The organism is Micromonospora sp. AKA38, assembly GCF_027925725.1.
GTDB lineage: Bacteria > Actinomycetota > Actinomycetes > Mycobacteriales > Micromonosporaceae > Micromonospora.
Genome location: NZ_BNEI01000005.1, coordinates 91,473 through 113,234, shown reverse-complemented (window position 1 = coordinate 113,234; position 21,762 = coordinate 91,473). Strand labels below are relative to the sequence as shown.

The 21,762-nt window shown below is 74.5% G+C and carries 19 protein-coding genes; 11 read left to right on the top strand and 8 right to left on the bottom strand.

Going from position 1 to position 21,762, the window contains the following annotated elements:
* Positions 1 to 143 precede the first annotated feature (143 nt).
* The 3 genes from TPA0908_RS18140 to TPA0908_RS18130 all read left to right on the top strand — a co-directional run bounded on the left by TPA0908_RS18140 (position 144) and on the right by TPA0908_RS18130 (position 4,347).
* Positions 144 to 2,240, top strand: a complete 2,097-nt coding sequence (locus TPA0908_RS18140) for an ATP-binding SpoIIE family protein phosphatase (RefSeq protein ID WP_281939504.1) — start codon at positions 144 to 146, stop codon at positions 2,238 to 2,240.
* A gap of 41 nt (positions 2,241 to 2,281) precedes the next feature.
* On the top strand, positions 2,282 to 2,959 hold the full coding sequence (locus TPA0908_RS18135; RefSeq protein ID WP_281939503.1) for an HAD family hydrolase: 678 nt from the start codon (positions 2,282 to 2,284) through the stop codon (positions 2,957 to 2,959).
* Positions 2,960 to 3,060: 101 nt separating this feature from the next.
* Positions 3,061 to 4,347, top strand: a complete 1,287-nt coding sequence (locus TPA0908_RS18130; RefSeq protein ID WP_281939502.1) for a cation:proton antiporter — start codon at positions 3,061 to 3,063, stop codon at positions 4,345 to 4,347.
* Between the two features lie 28 nt (positions 4,348 to 4,375).
* Here TPA0908_RS18130 and TPA0908_RS18125 read toward each other — a convergent pair whose 3' ends face one another.
* Positions 4,376 to 5,341 carry an NAD(P)/FAD-dependent oxidoreductase gene (locus TPA0908_RS18125; protein ID WP_281939500.1) on the bottom strand — a complete coding sequence of 322 codons (966 nt, stop codon included), beginning with the start codon at positions 5,339 to 5,341 and terminating at the stop codon, positions 4,376 to 4,378.
* A gap of 80 nt (positions 5,342 to 5,421) precedes the next feature.
* Here TPA0908_RS18125 and TPA0908_RS18120 point away from each other — a divergent pair, with 80 nt between their 5' ends.
* Positions 5,422 to 5,643 (top strand): DUF3072 domain-containing protein, encoded by a 222-nt coding sequence (locus tag TPA0908_RS18120; RefSeq protein WP_281939498.1) that lies wholly within the window; start codon positions 5,422 to 5,424, stop codon positions 5,641 to 5,643.
* Positions 5,644 to 5,653: 10 nt separating this feature from the next.
* Here the strand turns inward: TPA0908_RS18120 and TPA0908_RS18115 are convergent, their stop codons facing one another.
* From TPA0908_RS18115 to TPA0908_RS18105, 3 genes are read right to left on the bottom strand one after another with little or no spacing between them, the layout of a single operon-like run.
* Complete coding sequence (locus tag TPA0908_RS18115) at positions 5,654 to 6,154, bottom strand: metallophosphoesterase family protein (protein WP_281939496.1); 501 nt, start codon at positions 6,152 to 6,154, stop codon at positions 5,654 to 5,656.
* 36 nt (positions 6,155 to 6,190) lie between these two features.
* Complete coding sequence (locus TPA0908_RS18110; protein WP_281939494.1) at positions 6,191 to 6,970, bottom strand: SDR family oxidoreductase; 780 nt, start codon at positions 6,968 to 6,970, stop codon at positions 6,191 to 6,193.
* On the bottom strand, positions 6,967 to 8,802 hold the full coding sequence (locus tag TPA0908_RS18105) for a glycoside hydrolase family 15 protein (protein ID WP_281939492.1): 1,836 nt from the start codon (positions 8,800 to 8,802) through the stop codon (positions 6,967 to 6,969). The genes TPA0908_RS18110 and TPA0908_RS18105 overlap by 4 nt, the downstream gene beginning before the upstream one ends.
* 111 nt (positions 8,803 to 8,913) lie before the next feature.
* Between TPA0908_RS18105 and TPA0908_RS18100 the strand changes: the two genes are divergently transcribed.
* The gene (locus TPA0908_RS18100; protein ID WP_281939490.1) at positions 8,914 to 9,501 is read left to right on the top strand and encodes a general stress protein; all 588 of its coding nucleotides are present in this window, start codon (positions 8,914 to 8,916) and stop codon (positions 9,499 to 9,501) included.
* 54 nt (positions 9,502 to 9,555) lie between these two features.
* Here TPA0908_RS18100 and TPA0908_RS18095 read toward each other — a convergent pair whose 3' ends face one another.
* Positions 9,556 to 10,143: a DUF1684 domain-containing protein gene (locus tag TPA0908_RS18095; protein WP_281939488.1), complete on the bottom strand. Its 588-nt coding sequence runs from the start codon at positions 10,141 to 10,143 to the stop codon at positions 9,556 to 9,558.
* Between the two features lie 122 nt (positions 10,144 to 10,265).
* Between TPA0908_RS18095 and TPA0908_RS18090 the strand changes: the two genes are divergently transcribed.
* A complete protein-coding gene (locus TPA0908_RS18090) occupies positions 10,266 to 10,748 on the top strand; it encodes a MarR family winged helix-turn-helix transcriptional regulator (protein ID WP_281939486.1) in 483 nt (160 codons plus the stop codon).
* Between the two features lie 11 nt (positions 10,749 to 10,759).
* Positions 10,760 to 11,746 (top strand): pirin family protein, encoded by a 987-nt coding sequence (locus TPA0908_RS18085; RefSeq protein ID WP_281939484.1) that lies wholly within the window; start codon positions 10,760 to 10,762, stop codon positions 11,744 to 11,746.
* Between the two features lie 62 nt (positions 11,747 to 11,808).
* On the opposite strand, the gene TPA0908_RS18080 is transcribed toward TPA0908_RS18085, so the two are convergent.
* Entirely contained in the window at positions 11,809 to 11,937 is a 129-nt protein-coding gene (locus tag TPA0908_RS18080) for a hypothetical protein (RefSeq protein WP_255563042.1), read from the bottom strand.
* Positions 11,938 to 12,079: 142 nt separating this feature from the next.
* Here TPA0908_RS18080 and TPA0908_RS18075 point away from each other — a divergent pair, with 142 nt between their 5' ends.
* Positions 12,080 to 13,669: a phospholipase D family protein gene (locus TPA0908_RS18075; RefSeq protein ID WP_281939481.1), complete on the top strand. Its 1,590-nt coding sequence runs from the start codon at positions 12,080 to 12,082 to the stop codon at positions 13,667 to 13,669.
* Here the strand turns inward: TPA0908_RS18075 and TPA0908_RS18070 are convergent.
* Positions 13,618 to 14,352, bottom strand: a complete 735-nt coding sequence (locus TPA0908_RS18070; RefSeq protein ID WP_281939479.1) for a hypothetical protein — start codon at positions 14,350 to 14,352, stop codon at positions 13,618 to 13,620. The genes TPA0908_RS18075 and TPA0908_RS18070 overlap by 52 nt on opposite strands.
* A gap of 266 nt (positions 14,353 to 14,618) precedes the next feature.
* On the opposite strand from TPA0908_RS18070, the gene TPA0908_RS18065 reads away from it, so the two are divergent.
* Both TPA0908_RS18065 and hrpB read left to right on the top strand, forming a co-directional pair.
* Positions 14,619 to 15,419, top strand: coding sequence for a SigB/SigF/SigG family RNA polymerase sigma factor (locus TPA0908_RS18065; protein ID WP_281939478.1), 801 nt, complete (start codon positions 14,619 to 14,621; stop codon positions 15,417 to 15,419).
* Positions 15,420 to 15,537: 118 nt separating this feature from the next.
* Positions 15,538 to 18,144, top strand: a complete 2,607-nt coding sequence (gene hrpB / locus TPA0908_RS18060) for an ATP-dependent helicase HrpB (protein WP_281939476.1) — start codon at positions 15,538 to 15,540, stop codon at positions 18,142 to 18,144.
* 6 nt (positions 18,145 to 18,150) lie between these two features.
* On the opposite strand, the gene TPA0908_RS18055 is transcribed toward hrpB, so the two are convergent.
* Positions 18,151 to 18,876 carry a PP2C family protein-serine/threonine phosphatase gene (locus tag TPA0908_RS18055; protein ID WP_281939475.1) on the bottom strand — a complete coding sequence of 242 codons (726 nt, stop codon included), beginning with the start codon at positions 18,874 to 18,876 and terminating at the stop codon, positions 18,151 to 18,153.
* 219 nt (positions 18,877 to 19,095) lie between these two features.
* On the opposite strand from TPA0908_RS18055, the gene TPA0908_RS18050 reads away from it, so the two are divergent.
* A complete protein-coding gene (locus TPA0908_RS18050; protein ID WP_281939474.1) occupies positions 19,096 to 21,705 on the top strand; it encodes a glycoside hydrolase family 9 protein in 2,610 nt (869 codons plus the stop codon).
* Positions 21,706 to 21,762: the final 57 nt, after the last annotated feature.

Here is a 21,762-nt window from a genome sequence, read left to right as displayed (position 1 = left end):
GCCGGGCCGGACCGGGGCAATTTCCCGACATGACCCGCCGAACCGGCCCTGACCTGCCCTTAACGTTCACGCCGACGGTGACCGGCAGCGACGGTGGCCGCATGATCGGAACCCGTCGGCCACCCGCCGGTTAGGCTGCGGTCATGCCAGGCACCGTCGGTCGGATTCCCACGCCGTCCGCCCCCACTCCGGGAGCGGCGGCCCACCCGTGGGCCGGTACGCCGTTGGGCGCCCCGGAGCGCTGGGACCCGGCGGTGCGCGCGGTGGCGGACGTGGTGCTGTCCTCCCCCGTACCGATGGCCCTGCTCCTCGGTGACGACCTGGTCCTGCTCTACAACGACGGCTACGCCGAGTTGATCGGCGATCGGCACCCGGACGCGCTGGGCCGGCCGGCGGCGGAGGTGTTCGCCGAGGTGTGGCGGGAGGCCGGCGCCGGCGAGGCGCTGGCGCGCGTCTACCGGCAGGGCGAGCCGTTCCTGGAGCGCGAGGCGGTGCTGCCGGCCGACCGGCAGGGCGCCGGACCGGCCGAGCCGGCGGTGTTCACCCGCGGCCACTCCCCGGTCCGGGACTCCACCGGCCGCATCGTCGGCGTGCTCACCGTCTCGGCGCAGACCACCCAGCTCACCCGGCAGTTGCAGAGCCTCAGCGACTTCGCCGCGGCGCTCTCCGGCACGCTCACCCTGGACGACGTGGCCCGGGTGACGTTGCGCTACTGCCTGCACTCGTTCGACGCCGACCGGGTCTCCTTCGTGGTCGACGAGGGCACCACCTGGCGGCTGGTCCGCCGGATCCGGGGCGAGCTGCTCGACGAGGCCGACGAGCGGCTGCCGCCGTTGTGGCGCCGGACGAGCGCCGACGCGACGCTGCCGGCGGTGGTCACCGCGCGCAGCGGCGTGCCCTCGTTCACCGCCGACGGGCAGCCGTTGCGCGACGTCGCGGCGGACCGGCACGACGAGAAGATCCGGGCGCTCGCCGCGCTGCCGCTGCGCTCGACCGTGGTCCGGGGCGCGCTCACCGTGGGCTACCAGGCGCCACGCCCCTGGTCGCCGGCGGAACGGGCGCTGCTCGCCGCGTCCGCGGAGCTGATCGGCCAGGCCGCCGAGCGGGCCCGCCGCTTCGAGACCCAGCACGGCACCGCCCAGTTGCTGCAACGCAGCATGCTGCCGGAGCAACTGCCCGACCTGCCCCGGTTGCGCATCGCGGCCCGCTACGAGCCGGGCGTCGACGGCAACGCCGCCGGCGGCGACTTCTACGACGCGTTCCTGCTGCCCACCGGCGCGCTCGGCGTGGTGCTGGGCGACGTGGCCGGGCACGACGTGCAGGCCGCCGCCCGGATGGGTCAGGTCCGCGCCGCGCTGCGCGCGCTCGCCCTGTCCGATCCCCGGCCGGACGCGGTGCTCGGCGGTCTGGACCGGCTGGTGGCGAGCCTGGGCGTCGAGGGCGGCACGCACGAGCTGTTCGTCACCGTCGTGTTCGGTGTGGTCGACGCCGACCGGAAGCAGGTCACGCTGGCCAGCGCCGGCCATCCCGCGCCGCTGATCCGGCGCGGCCGGACGGACGCCGGCCCGGCCGCGGAGTTCGTCGAGGTGCCGCCCGGCCCACCGCTGGGCCTCGGCGGCGTCCCGCGCCCGGTCACCGTGCCGTTCCGTCCCGGCGACACGCTGCTGCTCTACAGCGACGGCGTGGTGGAGCGACGCTGGCAGGACCTGGCTTCCGGGCTGGCCGGGCTGGGCGCGGCGGTGAGCGCCGCGAACGGCAGCGACCCCCGGGCGCTGTGCGCGGTCGCGACCGCCGCCGTGCCGGGCGCCACCGAGGACGACGTGGCCGTGCTGGCGGTGGAGCACGCGGTCCGGCCCAGCCGGTCGGCCGGCATGGAGGTGCCGGCCGAGCCGACCGCGCCGAGCCGGGTCCGGCACTGGCTGACCGCCCAGCTCACCGAGTGGCAGGTGCCCGAGGCGGTGGTCGGCGCGGCGGTGCTCTGCACCAGCGAGCTGACCACCAACGCGCTGCTGCACGCCGGCACCGCCGCCCGGGTCGAGATCGACCTGAGCGCGGAGCGGCTGCTGGTGTCGGTCGCCGACTCGGGCACCCGGGGGCAGGTCACCCGCGCCCAGACCGACACGCTGAGCAGCCGTGGCCGCGGGCTCGGCCTGATCGAGGAGCTGAGCGACGCGTGGGGCACCGACCCGACCGTACGTGGCTCGACGGTCTGGTTCGAGATCCTCATTCCGGCCGGGTGAGCCGCGCGTCGCCCGCATCCGTCCCGGGTAGGAGGCACGCCATGACCGACGACACGCGCCACGGCGTCCTCTTCGACGTCGACGGGACCCTGATCGACTCCACCTACCTGCACGCGGTGAGCTGGTGGGAGGCGCTGCGCCAGGCCGATCACCGGGTGCCGATGGCGCGGATCCACCGGTCCATCGGCATGGGCTCGGACAAGCTCCTCGACCACCTGCTCGGCGCCGAACGGGACACCGACGCCGACGGGCGCCTGCGCGACGCGCACGACGCGCTCTACGCGGAGTACTGGGAGCGGCTCGCGCCGCTGCCCCGGGCCCGGGAGCTGTTGCACGCCTGCGCGGACCGGGGCCTGCGGGTGGTGCTCGCCACCTCGGCGGCCGAGCACGAGGTGGCGGTGCTACGCGCCGCGCTGGACGCCGACGACGTGATCGACACGGTCACCTCCTCGGCCGACGCGAAGGAGAGCAAGCCCGCCCCCGACATCCTGGCCGCCGCGCTGGAACAGTCGGGGTTGGCCGCCGAGCGGGTGGTGTTCGTCGGCGACTCGGTCTGGGACGTCGCCGCGGCCGGCAAGCTGGACATCCCCTGCATCGGCCTGACCTGCGGCGGCACCGGCCGGGCCGAGCTGGCGGGCGCCGGCGCGGTGGCGGTGTACGAGGACCCGGCCGAGCTGCTCGACGGGCTGCCGGACAGCGCGATCGGTTCCCTCGGCTGAGCCGCCGGTCAACACCGCTGCGTCGAAAGGCTTAGCCGGCAGCGGTTCGGGGCACTGCTGACCACCTCCGCCCGGCCGCCGGGCGGCCGAAGGGTGGGGTCGTGGAACCGGTCGATGTCGCGTTCGCTCTGCTGGGCGTCGGTGCGCTGCTGGCGGGCATCCTGCCCCGGGTGCTGGAGAAGCGGCCACTGTCGATGCCGATCGCGTTCCTCGGGCTCGGCATGCTGGTCTTCGCGCTGCCGACCGGGTTGCCGACACCGGATCCGCTGCGCTCGCCGGAGCTGACCACCCACCTCACCGAGGTGGGGGTGATCGTCGCCCTGATGGGCGCCGGTCTGAAGATCGACCGGCCGCTGAGCTGGGCCCGCTGGTCGTCGACCTGGCGGCTGCTGGCCATCGCCATGCCGCTGTGCATCGCCGCGGTGGCGCTGCTCGGCTGGTGGTGGGCCGGCCTGGTGCCGGCGGCGGCGCTGCTGCTCGGGGCGGCGCTCGCGCCGACCGACCCGGTGCTCGCCTCGGACGTGCAGGTGGGTGAGCCGACCGACGTGGAGGACTCCGAGGACGAGGTGCGCTTCGCGCTCACCTCGGAGGCCGGCCTGAACGACGGTCTGGCCTTCCCGTTCGTCTACGCCGCCATCGCGATCGCCAGCACCAGCCTCGCCCCGTCCGACTGGTTGGCCGAGTGGGTGGCCGTGGACGTGGTCTACAAGCTCGCCGCCGGCGTGGGCGGGGGCCTGCTGGTCGGCTGGCTGCTCGGCAAGCTGTTCTTCCGCGCCCCGAGCACGCTGCGGCTGGCCAAGCACTCCGAGGGCTTCCTCGCGCTGGCCGCCACGTTCCTCGCGTACGGGCTGGTCGAGGTGATCGGCGGGTACGGCTTCCTGGCGGTCTTCGTGGCCGCCCGGGCGATCCGGGCCGCCGAACGCACCAGCGAGTTCCACTCCGTGCTGCACGACTTCGCGGAGCAGGTGGAACGGCTGCTCACCGTGCTGTTGCTGCTGCTGTTCGGGGGCGCGGTGATCGGTGGGCTGCTGACGCCGCTCACCTGGCCGGCGGCGCTGGTCGGGCTGGGCCTGGTGCTGGTGATCCGGCCGCTGGTCGGCTGGCTGTCGCTGCGCGGCGCGCCGGGCCGGCCGGCCGAGCACTGGGTGATCTCGGCGTTCGGCATCCGCGGCGTCGGCTCGTTCTACTACCTGGCGTACGCCACCAGCAAGACGGACTTCCCGCAGGCGGAGTTGCTCTGGGCCACCGTCGGCCTGGTGGTGGTGGTCTCGGTGGTGGCCCACGGGGTCGCCGCGACGCCGGTCATGCAGCTACTGGACCGGGCGGGCGACCGCACCCGGGACAGCACCGAGACCGGTGCGGGCAGGGAGCCGGTGCCGGCCGGCTGAGCGATCCCCGACGGCCGGCGGGGGCGGCTCAGTCCCCGCGCAGCCGGGCGGCCAACGCCCGACCGAGATCGTGGCCGGATCGCCAGGCGCTCTGCACCCGGGGCCGGCCGAACGCGTCGCCGGCCAGGCCGATCCCGTCGTCGTCCAGGTGGAACGTGCCGTCCGCGCCGGTCGCCACCGGCCGGGCGTACGTCCATCGGTGCACGTGGGTCGACAGGGCCGGCTCGGGCAGCCCGAGCAGGTCCCGGACGGCCTGTTCGATCTCCGGCCGGGCGGCGGTCGGTTGGAGCAGGTGCCCGGCGGCGAACGCCGGCGTGGTGTGCGCGACCAGCACCGGGGCGCCGTCGCCACGCCTGTCGCCGTCGTCGCAGACCAGGCTCAGCACCGGGTGGTCGTTGACGAACGCGCCCCGGAAGTCGGACCAGCGGCGGGACGGGAAGTGCAGCACCGCGGCGAGCGTGGACGACCAGCGTTGGGTCGCCACCGCGCGGGTGGCCGTCTCCAGCGCCGGGTCGAGCAGCAGGGCGGCCTGCGGGCCCGGCATGGCGAGCACCACCGCCTCGGCGGCCCGGCCGTCCACCCGGGGTCCCGGCTCGACCACCATGATCAGCCGGTCGTGCGTGACCGGCAGGTCGGCGGCCAGGTGTTCGACGAGCGAGCGCAGCCCGCGCGGGGCGGCCCAGCGCATCGGGCCGGTCACCTGCTCCCGGCCGCGCGGCCCGTACGCGACGAGCGTGTCGGTCCACTCCCGGACCAGCCCGGCGGCCTGCCAGCCGGCGACCACGGCGGCGAAGTCCGGGTCGTCGACGGTGAAGTAGGCGGCGCCCAGGTCGGCGGGACGCCCGTCGAAGCGCTTGCTGGCCATTCGCCCACCGGTCACCCGGGCGCGTTCGCGCACCTCGACCGGGATGCCGGCCCGAGCCAGCTCGGTCGCGCACGCCACCCCGGCGATGCCCGCGCCGACCACCACCACACCCGCCCGGTCCGCTGTCATCGGTTGATCGTAGGTGCCGGCCGGCATGAACCGGCCGGCACGGGGGTAATGGCACATCCGTTCGAGAAAGGGTGATCATCATGGCCGACCGCACCAACGACCGCACCACCGTGAACCCGGACGCCGCCGTCAAGGACCCGGACGACTGGGTGACCGGCGACGAGCCGCCCACCGCGGCCCAGGAGTCCTACCTGCACACCCTGGCCCAGGAGGCGGGCGAGACGGTGCCGGAGGGGCTGACCAAGGCGGAGGCGTCCCGACGGATCGACGAGCTCCAGGCGGAGACCGGCCGGGGGCGCTGAGCCCGGGCGATCAGCGCGGGGGGAGGCGGTGCAGCTCGACGCGGTCGAGCCGCCCCGCCGCCACCCGGGCGGTCAGGTAGGTCGCGTACGGCTGGGCCCGCCGGTCGGTGGGCGAGCCCGGGTTGAGCAGCCGCAACCCGCCCGGGGCGACGGTGTCCCACGGGATGTGCGAGTGGCCGAAGACCAGCAGGTCACAGTCGCGGTACGCGGCGGCGCACCGCTCCTCCCGCCGGGTCTTCGGCCCGGTCTCGTGCACCACCGCGACCCTGAGCCCGGCCAGCTCGACGCGGGCCACCTCGGGCAGCCGGGCCCGCAACGCCGGCCCGTCGTTGTTGCCGTACACGCCGACCAGCCGGCGCGACCGTGCCTCGAGCGCGTCCAGCAGCGCCTCGTCCACCCAGTCCCCCGCGTGCACCACCACGTCGGCGGCGTCCACCGCCGCCCAGAGCGGTTCCGGCAGGTCCCGCGCCCGCTTCGGCACGTGCGTGTCCGCCATGACGACCAGCTTCACCGCGCCATCCTCCCGCACCCGGCGCGGCGGCGCCGCTCAGGCGCCCTGGCCCTGGTTCTGCATCAGGCCGCCGTCCATGAAGTACGTCGACCCGGTCACGTAGTCGGCGTCGGCGCTGGCCAGGAACACCGCCAGCTTCGCGATCTCGGCCGGCTCGGCGGCCCGCTTCCACGGGATGCTCTGCACCTGCTCGTGCAGGTACTTCGGGTCGTCGATGGCCTCCTGGTTGAACGGGGTGAGCACCATCCCGGGCCCGATGTTGTTGACGTTCATGCGCATCGGGGCGACCTCCAGCGCCAGGCTCTTGGCCAGCTCCAGCATGCCGCCCTTGCTGGCGTCGTAGTCCGCGCCGCCGGCCCGGGCCACCTCCTGGTGGATCGAGGTGATATTGATGATCTTTCCGCCGCCGCCGGCGTCCCGGCGGTGCCGGACGAACCGCCGGCAGCAGAAGAACATGCCGTAGAGGTTGGTGCGGATGCACCGGTCCCAGGTCTCGGTGTCCAGGTCGGCCACCGGGATGCCGGAGGCGTCCACGCCGGCGTCGTTCATCAGCACGTCCAGCCGGTCGAACTCGGCCAGCGCCTCGTCGAACATCGCGTCGACCTGGTGCTCGACGCTGATGTCGCCCTGCACCACCACGGCCCGCCCGCCGGCCGACTCGATCTCGGCCCGGGTGTGGTTGGCCCCGGCGTGGTCGTGCAGGTAGTGCACCACCACGTCGGCGCCCTCCCGGCCGAACTCGATGGCGGTGGCCTGGCCGATGCCCGAGTCCGAGCCGGTGATCAGGGCGGTCTTGCCCGCCAGCCGTCCGGTCATCCGCGTGCTCCCTCCGTGCGGGCCGCGCCGGTCGGCACGGCCGGTCGGTCGTGCGCGAACCGCGCGGCGGCCTCGGTGATCCGGCCGGCGGCGTTGATCAGGCCGATGTGCGAGAACGCCTGCGGGAAGTTCCCGAGCTGCTCGCCGGTGACCTGGTCGATCTGCTCGGCGTACAGGCCGAGGTCGTTCGTGCGCGCGGCGAGCTGCTCGAACAACCGCCGGGCCCGGTCCAGCTCGCCCGCCTCGGCCAGGCAACTGGCCAGCCAGAACGAGCAGATCACGAAGCCGGCCGGGTCACCGTCCCAGCGTCGCAGCAGGCCGTTGTGGGACAGCCGCCGCTCGATCACGTCCATCGTGGCGCGCATCCGCGGGTCGTCCGCCGGCAGGAACCCGACAAGCGGCATGACCAGCACCGAGGCGTCCAGGTCGTCGGAGTCGAACGCGCCGGTGTACGCGCCGACCCGCTCGTTCCAGCCCTGGGCGAGCACCGCCGCCCGGACCTCGTCCCGGGCCGCCGCCCAGCGGGCCACGTCGGCCGGGTCGCCGAGCCGCGACCCGAACCGGACCGCCCGGTCCAGCGCGGTCCAGCACTGCACCTTGGACGAGACGTAGTGCCGCTCGGCGTCGCGCGCCTCCCACATCCCGGCGTCCGGCCGGTGCCAGTCGCGTACCGCCTGGTGGGCGAGCGTGCGGAGCAGGTGGCGCACGTCGGGTGACATCGGGTCGAGGTAGTGCCGCATCAGCCAGGCCGCGTCGAGCACCTCGCCCAGCACGTCGTTCTGCCGCTGCCGCCAGGCGTCGTTGCCGACCAGCACCGGCCGGCTGCCGGCGTACCCGGCGAGGTGGTCGAGGTCGTGCTCGGTCAGGTCCCGCTCCCCCTCGACCCCGTACATGATCGGGGCGGGGGCGTCGCCGAGCCGGCCCATCGCCCGGGCCACCCAGGTGAACTGCCGGTCCGCCTCGTCCGGGCAGGCGGCCCGCCAGAGCGCCTGGAGCGTCAGGCTGAAGTCGCGGAGCCAGACGAAACGGTAGTCGTAGTTGCGGTCCCCGCCGAGCTGTTCCGGCAGCGCGGTGGTGGCCGCCGCGACGACCGCGCCGCTCGGCCCGTAGGTCATCCCCTGCACCACGAGCGCGCTGCGCCGGACCAGGTCGCGGTACTCCCCCCGGTAGTCGTGCAGCTCGGCCCAGGACCGCCAGCCGGCGACCGTCCCGGCCACCATCTCGGCGGCGTCGGGCAGCGTCGGCGTCCCACCGGCGTACGTCGGGGCGTACCCGAGGGTGAAGTGGTGGGCGCTGCCGGCGCGGGCGGTGAACCGCCCGACGGCGGTCCCGTCGGCGAACGTCAGGTCCACGTCGGCGCGCAGCTCCAGCCGGCACGCGCCGGCGGTGGCCACCACCACCCCGTCGCGCTCGGTGAGGTAGGCGCCGACCCGGCCGTACTCGAACCGCGGCGCGTAGTCCACCCACATCGGCACCTCGCCGTCGATCCCCTCGACCAGCCGCGCGAGCACCCGCGGCGACCGCAGCCCGACGTCGTGCCCGCGCGCGCCGGGCTCCAGCGCCAACGCGTCGGTGACCGCCACCGTCCCGGTCGGCGTGGTGAAGACGGTACGCAGCACCAGCGCGTCGTTCAGGTAGGACCGGGTGCTGGTGAACTCGCCCTCCGGATGGATGGCCCAGTGTCCGGCGTCGTCGTCCAGCAGCCGCCCGAAGACCGACGGCCCGTCGAACCGGGCCGGACACCACCAGTTGACCGCGCCGGCGGTGTCCACCAGGGCGGCGCTGCGCCCGTCGGCGAGGAAGCCGTGCTCACTGATCCGTCCGGTCCGCACGTCACGGGCTACCCGGCCTCGCCGTCACCATGCCTCGCCGGATCGGCGCGGGCCGGCGCGTTACCGCTCGCCGGTGTCGGGAACGCGGCGGGTTGACGAAGGAGGATGCTCATGACCAGACCCTCGACTCCGACCGCGGCCTGGCGACCCGGAATGCCGGGCAGCGACAACCTCCCGTCCGGCCCGGGCGGTCGCCCGACGCCGCCGAGCGGGGACGGACACGGGCCGCAGGCCGGCCCGCCGACCGTCACGATCGGCTCGTACCCGGACTATCCGTCCGCCCAACGCGTGGTGGACTATCTGGCCGACAACCGGTTCCCGGTGGAACGGACGTCGATCGTCGGCACCAACCTGACGCTTGTGGAGACCGTGATGGGGCGACTCACCACGGGCCGGGCGGCGCTGTTGGGCGCCGGCACCGGAGCCTGGTTCGGCCTGTTCATCGGGTTGCTCTTCGGCATCTTCACGGCCGGCAACTGGTTGGCGGTGATCCTGGTCGGGCTGGTCATCGGCGCGATCTGGGGCGCCGTGTTCGGCGCGGTCGCGCACGCCATGAGCGGTGGACAGCGCGACTTCACCTCGGCCAGCTCGCTGCGGGCCAGCCAGTACGCGGTCACCGTGGACGCGGAGCTGGCGGAGCAGGCCCGGCAGATGCTCGGTCGGATGCACCTGACGCCCACCGGGGCCACCGCCCGCTGAGGCGGCCGGCGGCCACCCGCGGGAGGGTCCCGGTCGGGGCCCTCCCGTTCCGCGTCACTCGTGGTACGCCCGCTCCCCGGCGCGCAGCGGCACGTCGAGTCGGTTCTCCGGCGGGGCGAGCGGGCAGGCCCACCGGTCGTCGTAGGCGCAACTCGGGTTGTAGAGGTAGTTGGCGTCGAGCCGGACCCGGTTGCCGGGCAGCACGGTCAGGCCCCGCCCGAACGTGCCCTTCACCGTGTCGGTCAGGTAGCGCCCGCCGCCGTACGACCCGTCGCCGCAGCTCGCGTCGCGCAGCGGCACGAACAGCCCGCCCCCGTACGCGTCGATCCACCACAGGGTGAGCGGCCCCCAGGGTGTCTCGGCGACCGCCACCCGGCGGTAGTCGACCACCCCGTCGGGCCCGCCGGTGTCGATGCTCAGCGCGCCGGTGGCGGGCCGCAGCGGCGCCTCCACCACGGCGGCCGGGTCCGGCGGGTACCACCGCAGTCCGGTGAACCCGACCCGGTCGGCGGGTGGCACCGGGCTGCTCGGGTGGCTGCGGAACAGCTCGTCCCGGGCGGCCCGGAACCCGCTCAGGTCGAGGTCGGACAGGTAGAGCCCGGTTACCCGCTCCCGCCAGTCGAGCACGTCGAGGTCATCCATCCCCCGACCCTAGCCGGGCGGTCGCTTCAAATTTCGAGCGATCGTCTTCCTGGGGACGGGACTGTGCTGGCGGCCACGCCGAAGGCACTTGTTTAAATTTTAAGTAGTGCTATCTTTGCGGCATGACGGAGAGCCTGGACGCGGAGCGGATGGCCTGCTGGCGGGCTTACATCGAGTCGAGCCAGCGGCTGTTCACCCAGCTGGAGGACGACCTGCGCGCGGCCAGCGAGCTGAGCTTCGCCGACTACCACGTGCTGGTGCTGCTCTCCGAGGCGCCGGGGCAGCGGCTGCGCATGGGTGAGCTGGCCGACCGGCTGGTGTTCTCCCCGAGCCGGCTGACCTACCAGGTCACCTCGATGCAGAAGCGCGGCCTGGTGGCCAAGGAGTCCTGTCCGGCCGACCGGCGCGGCAGCGAGGCCGTGCTCACCGCGGCCGGCCTGCTGGCCCTGCGCGAGGCCGCGCCGCACCACAGGCGCTCCGTGCGCACCCACCTGATCGACGACCTCGACGACGCCGAGGTCGCCTGCCTCACCCGGGTCTTCGAGCGGCTCGGCCGGCGCCTGCGCGCCGACCGCGTCGCGTCGTCCACCCCGGCCGACAAGTAAAGGAGCCCGTGATGCCCGCGATCACCGTCGACGACGTCCTCGTCCTGCCCCGCCTGCCGAAGCTCGACGAGTCCACCAGCTACCGCCCGGTCCGCCGGGTCACCACCGCGCCCAGCGGCTACGAGGGCGAGGGCTTCCCGGTCCGCCGCGCCTTCGCCGGGGTCTCCATGACCGATCTCGACCCGTTCATCCACCTCGACCAGATGGGCGAGGTGGACTACGCGCCGGGTGAGCCGAAGGGCACCTCGTGGCATCCGCACCGGGGCTTCGAGACGGTGACCTACATGATCGACGGGATCATGGACCACCAGGACTCGACAGGTGGCGGCGGCACCATCACCGACGGCGACACCCAGTGGATGACGGCCGGCAGCGGCCTGCTCCACATCGAGGCGCCGCCGGAGCAGCTGGTGATGAGCGGCGGCCTGTTCCACGGTCTCCAGCTCTGGGTCAACCTGCCCCGGGTGGCCAAGATGAGCGCGCCGCGCTACCAGGACATCCGCGGCCGGGAGTCGGCGCTGCTCACCACGCCCGACGGCGGCGGCCTGATCCGGGTGATCGCCGGCGAGATCGCCGGGCACCGGGGGCCGGGCTCGACCCACACGCCGATCACCATCGCGCACGTGACGTTGCAGCCCGGGGCCGAGCTGAGCCTGCCCTGGCGGCCGGACTTCAACGCGCTCGTCTACGTGCTGGCCGGCCGGGGCACGGTCGGCACCGACCGGCAGCCGATCCACCTGGGTCAGCTCGCCGTGCACGGGCCCGGCGACGCGCTGCGGATCACCGCCGACCGGACGCAGGACGGCAACACCCCGGCGCTGGAGCTCTACCTGATGGGCGGCCAGCCGATCCGCGAGCCGGTGGCGCACTACGGCCCGTTCGTGATGAACACCCGGGCCGAGCTGATCCAGGCGGTCGAGGACTTCCAGGCCGGCCGGCTCGGGGTGATCCCGACCGGGCGGTTGCCGCACAGCGACGGTCAGGGCGACCGCCCCTGACCGGGCGGTCAGGGGCACGGCCCCGCTCGGGCGCTCCGGTTCGCCGGGGCGCCCGGCGCGGCTCAGGAGACGGCGAAGATCCCGGCCACCCCGAGGATCACCATCAACAGGACCGCCACCAGCGCACCCCGCTCCCCCTCCACCGCCTGGTCGCGGCCGTCGGTCACGGTGTTCGTCGTCTCGGCGGGCATGTCTGTGCCTCCTTGGGTTTCGCGATCCAGGGGTCCGGGGTACCCCAGGCGCGTACCGCCGCCGACCTGCTGCGTCGTGGTGCGGGGCCCTGCCGGGGGTCCTACCGTGTGAGGACTGTCGTCGACCTCGGGAGGTTGGAACGTGACCCTGCGGGACTGGTTCCTCACCGCACAGGAACGCGCCAACCCAGGCTCTGATTTACCCGTCTGGACGGATGGAAACCTCGCCGAGCCGCTGATTCACGGATCCGCGTACTTTGACCGGCTGGTCAGCGAGGTGGAGGCGCTGGGCGACGGCGACCACCTGTTCTTCACCGACTGGCGGGGCGACCCGGACGAACGGATGCGCCCCGACGGGCCGACCGTGGCCCAACTGTTCGCGCGGGCCGCCCAGCGCGGGGTGATCGTCAAGGGGCTGCTCTGGCGCTCCCATCTCGACACGCTCTCCTACAGCGAGGCGGAGAACCGCGACCTCAGCGAGACGATCCGCGCCGCCGGCGGCGAGGTGCTGCTCGACCAGCGGGTCCGCCGCGGCGGATCGCACCACCAGAAGCTGGTCGTGCTGCGCCACCCCGACGAGCCGGAACGCGACATCGCGTTCGCCGGCGGCATCGACCTGTGCCACAGCCGGCGCGACGACGCCGCGCACGCCGGCGACCCGCAACCGGTGGGCATGTCCCCCCGGTACGGCCCCACCCCGCCCTGGCACGACGTGCAGCTCGCGGTGCGCGGCCCGGTGGTCGGCGCGTTGGACACCACGTTCCGCGAGCGGTGGACCGACCCGATGCCGTTGGACTCGGAGAACCCGTTGGCCTACCTGCGGGACCGGCTGCGCGGCTCGGACCTCACCCCGGACCCGCTGCCCGAGCAGCCCGCCGACCCGCCACCCTGCGGCCCGCACCACATCCAGGTGTTGCGCACCTACCCGGCGGTCCGCCCCCGCTACTCCTTCGCCCCGGACGGCGAGCGCACCGTGGCCCGCGGCTACACCAAGGCGGTCCGCCGGGCCCGCCGGCTGATCTACCTGGAGGACCAGTACCTCTGGTCCACCGAGGTGGCCGAACTGTTCGCCCAGGCGTTGCGCGAGCACCCGGAGCTGCACCTGGTGGCGGTGGTGCCCCGTCATCCGGACGTGGACGGCAAGCTGGCGCTGCCGCCGAACATGGTGGGCCGGGAGCAGGCGCTCTCGCTCTGCCACCGGGCCGCCCCGGAGCGGGTGCACATCTTCGACGTGGAGAACCACGAGGGCACCCCGGTCTACGTGCACGCCAAGGTGTGCGTGGTGGACGACGTCTGGGCCAGCGTGGGCAGCGACAACTTCAACCGCCGCTCCTGGACCCACGACAGCGAGCTGTCCTGCGCCGTGCTCGACGACACCCGCGACGAGCGGGCGCCCGCCGACCCGGCCGGCCTCGGCGACGGCGCCCGCGCCTTCGCCCGGGACCTGCGGCTGCGGCTGTGGCGTGAGCACCTGGACCGGGACCCGGACGGGACGCAGGACGACGACCTGCTGGACCCGGCGGACGCGGTGGCGGCGATCACCGCGGCGGCGGACGCGCTGGACCGCTGGCACGACGGCGGCCGTGTCGGTCCCCGCCCGCCCGGCCGGTTGCGGCCGCACCGTCCCGAGCGACTGCCCTGGCGTACGCGGATCTGGGCGCTGCCCGCGTACCGGCTGGTCTACGACCCGGACGGCAGACCGCTGCGGGCCCGACGCGCCGGCACCTGGTGACGTGCCGCCGGCTCGCCCGGCGGACCCGGCCGGGCCGGGTAGGCGAAGGACACCCGGGGCGAGTAGAACCCCCAGCAGACGTCCAGCGGGTTGGCCGGGCGTAGCGCGTGGACCGGATGGTCGGGCGCCAGGAACTCCACCGACTCGACCTCGAACGGGGACACCGGCTCGGCCACGTACGGGTAGTCGGTGACGATCAGCTCCCCGAGGTGGCGGGTGAGATAGCGGTGGTGGCCGCTGTACGCGTCGGTGCCGGTGTGCCCGACGCGGGCGGTGACCCGGATCAGCGGGCGGTCGTCCACCCAGGTCTCGGCCGTGAGCCACCCGCGCCGCAGGTCGAGCCGGGTCGTCCCGTCGGCGGCCGGGGCGCCACGCGCGGCGGCGTACTGCCGGACGCGGTCGCTGGAGGCCAGGTAGTGCGTCCACCAGCCACCGGGGGTCTCCCGGTCCGGCGGCTCCATGTCCGCCAGGGAGACGCCCAGGTAGGTCAGCGAGTAGGCCCCGAAGCCGGAGGTCTGCGTGTCGTCGTCGACCACGTACTGGTTGAGGAAGACCTGCCGCTGCGGATGCGGGCGGAGCCCGGTCGGCACCAGCGCCTCGGCCGCGCCCGGGTCCGCCGGGAGCCAGCTGAACAGCAGCGTCCGGGCGTTGATGACGAGTTGCGGCGCGGCGGGATCGAGCACGGTGCCTCCGTAGACGTGTCCCCACGGACGCTACGGGCGGTCCCGTTGGCGGAACAACGACAGAAAGTCGACACTCCGTCCCGGCGATTCGGGCGGGCTGTGGCCCGATAAGGACCTTTCCTGCCCTGATGCACCGTAAGTGCATCGTACTTTCGGCTAGATTTCCGTTAGCTGATCAGGCTAGTCTTGCTCCCGAACGGACTACTTAAACCTAAACCACAGCGTCTCTTCTTTTTCTCCGCGGACGAGGTGCAGGGAGGACCACCATGACCGCCCCGACGACCAAGGCACCCGCGAAGCTCGACCCGCGCTCACTCACCGACAGCGCCGCCAGTCTGCTCGACGCGATGGTCGCGTTGCCCCCGAACCACCCCTCGCGGGCCGCCCTGCGCGACCGCGCCATCGAGGCCTGGCTCCCGCTGGCCAACCACCTCGCCCACCGTTACAGCGGCCGGGGCGAGCCCAGCGACGACCTGGCACAGACCGCCGCGATCGGGCTGATCAAGGCGATCGACAAGTTCGACCCGTCCCGCGGCGTCGACTTCGCCGGTTACGCCATCCCGACCATCATCGGTGAACTCAAGCGCCACTTCCGCGACCGCACCTGGGACATCCGGGTGCCGCGCCGGCTCCAGGAGCTGCGCCTGGCGATCTCCGACGCCAACAGCACCCTGCTCCAGACGCTCGGCCGGTCGCCGACGGTCGCCGACATCGCCGCCCACCTCAAGGTCACCGAGGAAGAGGTGCTGGAGGGCCTGGAAGGCGCCCGCGCCTACAACGCGGTGTCGCTGTCCACCCCCACCGGTGACGGCGAGCGCGCCACCGAGCTGGGCGACCTGCTCGGCGGCGAGGACGGCGAGTTCGAGCTGGCCGAGATGCGGGTCGCGCTCGGCCCGGCGCTGGCCACGCTCGACCAGCGCGAGCAGCGGATCCTCACGCTGCGCTTCTACGGCAACCTGACCCAGTCGCAGATCGCCGAGCAGATCGGCGTCTCGCAGATGCACGTGTCCCGGCTGCTGGCGCGGGCGCTGACCAAGCTGCGCGGCCAGCTCGACGGCACGTACTAGCGGCTACCGGCCCGGTCGGCGATGCGCCGACCGGGCCGTTCCGCGCCCGGATGCAAGCACGGGCCCCCGTTAACGGGGGCCCGTGCTTGCATCCGGGGGTGGGTGCGAGAGTGGGAGCGTGCTCGCCGACGTTGCTCTCGACCTGCCGGTCCGGCCGGTGCTGCCGGCGCTCGTCGAGGCGCTGCGCGCGACGGGCGCCGGGGTGCTGGTGGCGCCGCCGGGCACCGGCAAGACCACCACCGCGCCGCTGGCGGTCGCCGACGCGGTCACCGGGCGGGTGGTGATCGCCCAGCCCCGGCGGGTGGCGGCCCGCGCCGCCGCGCACCGGATGGCCGCCCTGCTCGGCGAGCGGGTCGGCGACCGGATCGGGTACGCGGTCCGGGGTGAGCGCCGGAGCGGGCCCCGGACCCGGGTCGAGGTGGTCACCACCGGCCTGCTGGTACGCCGGCTGCACCACGACCCGGAGCTGCCCGGGGTGGACGCGGTCCTGCTGGACGAGTGCCACGAGCGGCAACTCGACGCCGACCTGGCGTTGGCGTTCAGCGTGGAGGCCCGGGCCACCCTGCGGCCGGACCTCTGGCTGCTGGCGATGTCGGCTACCCCGCAGGCGGACCGGTTCGCCGCGCTGCTCGGCGGCGGCGGGCCCGCCCCGGTCGTCCGTGCCGAGGCCGCGTTGCACCCGGTGGACCGGGTGTGGGCGCCACCGCCGCGCCCGATCGCCCCACCCGGCGCGGGCCGGGTGGACCCGGCGCTGCTGGACCACGTGGCCGCCACGGTGCGCCGCGCGCTGCGCGAGCGGGCCGGCGACGTGCTGGTCTTCCTGCCCGGGGCGGGCGAGATCGCGGCCGTCGCCGGGCGGCTGGCCGACCTGCGCGACACGGTCGCCGTGCTGCCGCTGCACGGCCGGCTCTCCGGCGCCGCCCAGGACGCCGCGCTGGCCCCACCGTCCGGCCGAGGAACCGCCCACCCGGGAACCGTCCGGCGGCGGGTCGTGCTGGCCACCGCGGTGGCGGAGAGCAGCCTGACCGTGCCGGGGGTGCGGGTGGTGGTGGACGCCGGGCTGAGCCGGGTGCCGCGCACCGACCTGGCCCGCGGGCTGGGCGCGCTGGTCACCGTGCCGGTGTCCCGGGCGGCGGCCACCCAGCGGGCCGGCCGGGCCGGGCGGGAGGCCCCGGGTGCGGTCTACCGCTGCTGGTCGGAGGCGACGCACGCCCGGCTCGCCCCGCAGCCCGAACCGGAGATCGCCACCGCCGACCTGACCGGGTTCGCGCTGGAGCTGGCCGCCTGGGGCGCGCCGGACGGCAGTGGCCTGGCGCTGCCCGATCCGCCGCCGCCGGCCGCGCTGACCGTGGCCCGGGAGACCCTGGCCACGCTCGGCGCGGTCGACGCCGACGGCCGGATCACGTCCCGGGGGCGGGCGATCGCGTCGGTCGGCGCCCATCCCCGGCTGGCCCGGGCGTTGCTCGACGGCGTGCAACGGGTCGGCGCCGACCGGGCGGCCGAGGTGGTGGCGGTGCTCGCCGACGAGTCGTCGGGCGGCATGGGGGACGACCTGCCGGCCCGGTGGCGCCGGCTGCGCGCCGGCACCGACCCGGCCGCCACCGCCCGGTGGCGCGCCGAGGTACGCCGGCTGCGCGCCGCCCTGCCCGCCCGCACCGCCGACAGCCGGCCGGAGACCGGAGCGACGACCGGCCAACCACCGCACCGGCCCGCCGGAGACCTCGGCGGCCGGCCGGAACGCCTGCCGGACGATCTGGCCGCGGGGCTGCTGGCCGGGTTGGCGTACCCGGAACGGTTGGCCCGGGTGCGGCGGCCCGGCGGGTCCGCGTACCTGATGGCCGGTGGCACCGCCGCGGAGCTGGCGGCCGGGTCGGGGCTGGCCGGGTCGACGTGGCTGGCCGTCGCGGTCGCCGACCGTTCCCCCGGCGCGCCGGCCGCCCGGGTCCGGCTGGCCGCGCCGGTCGACGAGGCGACCGCGCGCGAGGCCGGCGCGGCGCTGCTGCGCGACGGTCGGGAGGTGGCCTGGTCCGGCGGCGAGGTGGTGGCCCGGGAGGTGGTCCGTCTCGGCGCGATCGAGCTGGTCGACCGGCCGCTCGCCGCACCCGAGCCGGAACTGGTCGCGGCGGCGGTGCTGGACGGGCTGCGGCAGGAGGGTCCGGGGCTGCTGCGCTGGACGCCGGAGGCGACCGCGCTGCGCCACCGGCTGGCCTTCTGCCGACAGGCGCTCGGCGACGACTGGCCGGACGTGTCGGACGCCGCGTTGCTCGCCGCCGCGCCCGGCTGGCTCGGGCCGGAGCTGGGCCGGGCACGCCGCCGGGCCGACCTGGCCCGCGTCGACGTGGCCACGGCGCTGCGCCGACTGCTCGACTGGCGGCAGGCGGCCCGGCTGGACGAGCTGGCGCCGGAGCGGCTGCCGGTGCCGAGCGGCTCGCGGATCCGGGTGGACTACGCCGATGCGGCGGCGCCGGTGCTCGCGGTCAAGCTCCAGGAGACGTTCGGTTGGCGGGACGTGCCCCGGATCGCCGAGGGGCGGGTGCCGGTGCTGCTGCACCTGCTCTCGCCGGCCGGACGGCCGGTGGCGGTCACCGCGGACCTGGCCTCGTTCTGGCGGACCGGCTATCCGCAGGTGCGGGCGGAGCTGCGCGGGCGCTACCCGCGGCACCCGTGGCCGGAGGACCCGACGACGGCCGAGCCGACCCGCCGGGCCAGCCCGCGCCGGCGCTGACCGGGCTCACTCCTCGACGACGTCGGCGATCACCACGGTGATGTTGTCCGGCCCGCCGGCGCGCAGCGCGAGGTCGATGAGCCGGGCCGCGCAGGCGTCCCGGTCCAGGCCCTCGCCGAGCACCTCGGTGAGGGTGTCGGCGCGGACCACGTTGGAGAGGCCGTCGCTGCACAGCAGCCAGCGGTCACCGGCCCGGGGCACCATGGTGGCGTACGCCGGGGAGACCTGGTCGCCCTGCAACGCCTGGGTCACCACGGCGCGCCGTGGGTGGCTGCTCGCCTGGTCGGGGGTGATCAGGCCCTGGTCGACGAGCATCTGCACGAACGTGTCGTCGCGGGTGACCTGCTTGAGCACGCCGTCGCGGAACAGGTAGGCCCGGGAGTCGCCGACGTGCGCCAGCGCCAGGCAGCTCCCGGTGCGGGCGAACAGCAGCGCGGTCAGCGTGGTGCCCATGCCCTGGCGTTCCGGGTCCTCCTCGACCGCCCGGCGGATGCCCGCGGTGGCCTGCTCGATGGCGCCCTGGAGCGCGGCGACCAGGGCGTCCTCCGGGGTCTCCACGTCCAGCGGGGCGATCGCGTCGATCGCGATGCGGCTGGCCAGGTCGCCGGCCGCCATGCCGCCCATGCCGTCGGCGACCGCGACCAGCCAGGGGCCCGCGTGCTGGGCGTCCTGGTTGCCGCTGCGGATCAGCCCACGGTCGCTCGCTCCGACGGAACGAAGCTTCAGGGTCATGGGACGCAGCCTGCCAGGTCGAGGGCTCGGTTGTCTCTAGGAGATCACCACCATCGTACGTGGCGCGGTGAATCTCACTGCGCCTGGGCGCGCGCCCGCCATCGGACCGGATCGATTGACAGCGACGGAACGCGATGGAAACATCGGCCTGATATTGGGAGCGCTCCCAGCTCCCGTCGCTCCCCCACCGTCACCTCCGAAGCACGGAAGGAACCCTCCGTGACCCGTTCCCGTCGTCGGCTGGTCGCGCTCGCCGCGACCGCCGCCCTGGCGCTCACCGGCGCCACCGCCGGCCCGGCCCTCGCCGAAGTGCCGCCGGACGCCCCCGAACAGCTCCGCAACGGCGACTTCAGCGCCGGCGTCTCCCCCTGGTTCTCCTACGGCACCGGCGAGCTGGCGGTCACCGACGGCCGGCTCTGCACCACGGTCGCCGCCGGCACGGCCAACCCCTGGGACGCCGGCATCGGCCAGGACGCGGTGCCGCTGATCTCCGGCGCCGAGTACGAACTCTCCTTCGACGTCTCCGCCACCCCCGGGGCGGCGCTCAAGGCGGTGCTCCAGCTCGGCAGCGCCCCGTACACCACGTACGCCAGCGTGGACGCCACCGCCACCGGCACCGCGAAGCACGTCACCACCACGTTCACCGCGCCGGCCGACAACGCCGGCGCGCAGCTCATCTTCCAGGTCGGCGGCAGCGCGCAGGCGCAGACGTTCTGCCTCGACAACGTGTCGCTGCGCGGCGGCGAGGCGGCCCCGCCGTACGAGCCGGACACCGGTCCCCGGGTCCGGGTCAACCAGGTCGGCTACCTGCCCGGCGGCCCGAAGCACGCCACCGTGGTCACCGAGGCCACCGGGGCGCTGCCCTGGCAGCTCAAGTCCGCCGCCGGGGCCGTGGTGGCCAGCGGCGAGACCACCCCGCGCGGCGTGGACGAGGCGTCGGCGCAGAACGTGCAGACCGTCGACTTCTCCGCGTACCGCACGCCCGGAACCGGCTACACGCTGACCGTCGACGGGGAGACCAGCCACCCGTTCGACATCTCCGGCACGGTCTACGACCGGCTGCGCGCCGACTCGCTCCAGTTCTTCTACGCCCAGCGCAGCGGCATCGCGATCGACGGCGACCTGATCGGCGACGAGTACGCCCGCCCCGCCGGCCACCTCGACGTCGCCCCCAACAAGGGCGACACCGACGTGCCGTGCCAGCCCGGCGTCTGCGACTACAAGCTGGACGTGCGCGGCGGCTGGTACGACGCCGGCGACCACGGCAAGTACGTGGTCAACGGCGGCATCGCCACCTACCAGCTGCTCAACACGTTCGAGCGCACCAAGACCGCGGAGACCGCCGACGGCGGCGCGGCGCTCGGCGACGCCACGCTGCGGGTGCCCGAGCGCGGCAACGACGTGCCGGACGTGCTCGACGAGGCCCGCTGGGAGCTGGACTTCCTGCTGCGCATGCAGGTGCCGGCCGGCAAGCCGCTGGCCGGAATGGTCCACCACAAGATCCACGACCAGAACTGGACCGGCCTCCCGCTCGCGCCGCAGGACGACCCGCAGGTGCGTGAGCTGCACCCGCCGTCCACCGCGGCCACGCTCAACCTGGCTGCCGTCGCCGCCCAGTGCGCGCGGCTGTTCGCCCCGTACGACGCCGCGTTCGCGACCCGCTGCGGCACGGCCGCGAAGACCGCGTACGCGGCGGCCAAGGCGCACCCGGCGATCTACGCCTCGGCCAGCGACGGCACCGGCGGTGGCGCGTACGAGGACAACAACGTCACCGACGAGTTCTACTGGGCCGCGGTCGAGCTGTGGCTGACCACCGGCGACAAGGCGTACCTGGCCGACGTCACCGGCTCGCCGCTGCACACCGCCGACGTGTTCACCCCGAACGGCGCGTTCGGCTGGCAGAGTGTGGCCGCGCTGGGCCGGCTCGACCTGGCCACCGTGCCGAACACGCTCCCCGCCGCGGAGAAGACCCGGATCCGCGCGTCGATCACCGCCGCCGCGGACCGCTACCTGGCCACGATCGCCGACCAGGCGTACGGGCTGCCGATGCCCGGCACCGCCGACGCGTACGTCTGGGGCAGCAACAGCAACATCGTGAACAACACGATCGTGCTGGCCACCGCGTTCGACCTGAGCCGGAACGCGAAGTACCGGGACGGCGCGGTGCAGGCCGCCGACTACCTGTTCGGCCGCAACGCGCTGAACATGTCCTACGTGACCGGTTGGGGCGAGCAGAACGCCCACAACCAGCACAGCCGGATCTTCGGCCACCAGCTCAACCCGGACCTGCCGACCCCGCCGGCCGGCTCGCTCGCCGGCGGCCCGAACGCCGCGCTCCAGGACCCGTACGCGGCGAACCTGCTCGCCGGCTGCGCGCCGATGTTCTGCTACGTCGACGACATCAACTCGTACGCGACGAACGAGGTGGCGATCAACTGGAACTCGGCGCTGGCCTGGCTCGCCTCGTTCCTGGCCGACCAGGGTGACGCGGCGGCCGTGCCGGCGCCCACCTGCGCGGTCACCTACACCACCCACGGGAGCTGGCCGTCCGGCTTCACCACCCAGGTGACGGTGCGCAACACCGGCACGTCGGCGGTGAACGGGTGGAGCCTGCGCTGGGCCTTCACCGGCGACCAGAAGGTGACCCACGCCTGGTCGGCGCAGGTCGCCCAGAGCGGCGCCACGGTGACCGCGAAGAACCTGGCGTGGAACGCCAAGCTGGCACCGGGCGCGTCGACCACGTTCGGCCTGAACGGCACCGGCTCCGGGGCCCCCAACCCCGATCCCGCCCTGATCACCCTGAACGGGAAGGCCTGCACCCTCTCCTGACCCGTTCCCGTCCCCGCGACCGTGCGGTGGCGGCGCCCGTCCGGCGTCGTCACCGCA

Excerpts from the sequence above, each read along its gene's own strand:
- TPA0908_RS18110 (WP_281939494.1), bottom strand. The coding sequence starts at position 6,970 with ATGACCGGACGGCTGGCGGGCAAGACCGCCCTGATCACCGGCTCGGAC.
- TPA0908_RS18065 (WP_281939478.1), top strand. The coding sequence starts at position 14,619 with ATGACCGCCCCGACGACCAAGGCACCCGCGAAGCTCGACCCGCGCTCA.
- TPA0908_RS18100 (WP_281939490.1), top strand. The coding sequence starts at position 8,914 with ATGACCAGACCCTCGACTCCGACCGCGGCCTGGCGACCCGGAATGCCG.
- TPA0908_RS18120 (WP_281939498.1), top strand. The coding sequence starts at position 5,422 with ATGGCCGACCGCACCAACGACCGCACCACCGTGAACCCGGACGCCGCC.
- TPA0908_RS18080 (WP_255563042.1), bottom strand. The coding sequence starts at position 11,937 with ATGCCCGCCGAGACGACGAACACCGTGACCGACGGCCGCGACCAGGCG.
- TPA0908_RS18085 (WP_281939484.1), top strand. The coding sequence starts at position 10,760 with ATGCCCGCGATCACCGTCGACGACGTCCTCGTCCTGCCCCGCCTGCCG.
- TPA0908_RS18090 (WP_281939486.1), top strand. The coding sequence starts at position 10,266 with ATGACGGAGAGCCTGGACGCGGAGCGGATGGCCTGCTGGCGGGCTTAC.
- TPA0908_RS18125 (WP_281939500.1), bottom strand. The coding sequence starts at position 5,341 with ATGACAGCGGACCGGGCGGGTGTGGTGGTGGTCGGCGCGGGCATCGCC.
- TPA0908_RS18135 (WP_281939503.1), top strand. The coding sequence starts at position 2,282 with ATGACCGACGACACGCGCCACGGCGTCCTCTTCGACGTCGACGGGACC.
- TPA0908_RS18095 (WP_281939488.1), bottom strand. The coding sequence starts at position 10,143 with ATGGATGACCTCGACGTGCTCGACTGGCGGGAGCGGGTAACCGGGCTC.
- TPA0908_RS18055 (WP_281939475.1), bottom strand. The coding sequence starts at position 18,876 with ATGACCCTGAAGCTTCGTTCCGTCGGAGCGAGCGACCGTGGGCTGATC.
- TPA0908_RS18140 (WP_281939504.1), top strand. The coding sequence starts at position 144 with ATGCCAGGCACCGTCGGTCGGATTCCCACGCCGTCCGCCCCCACTCCG.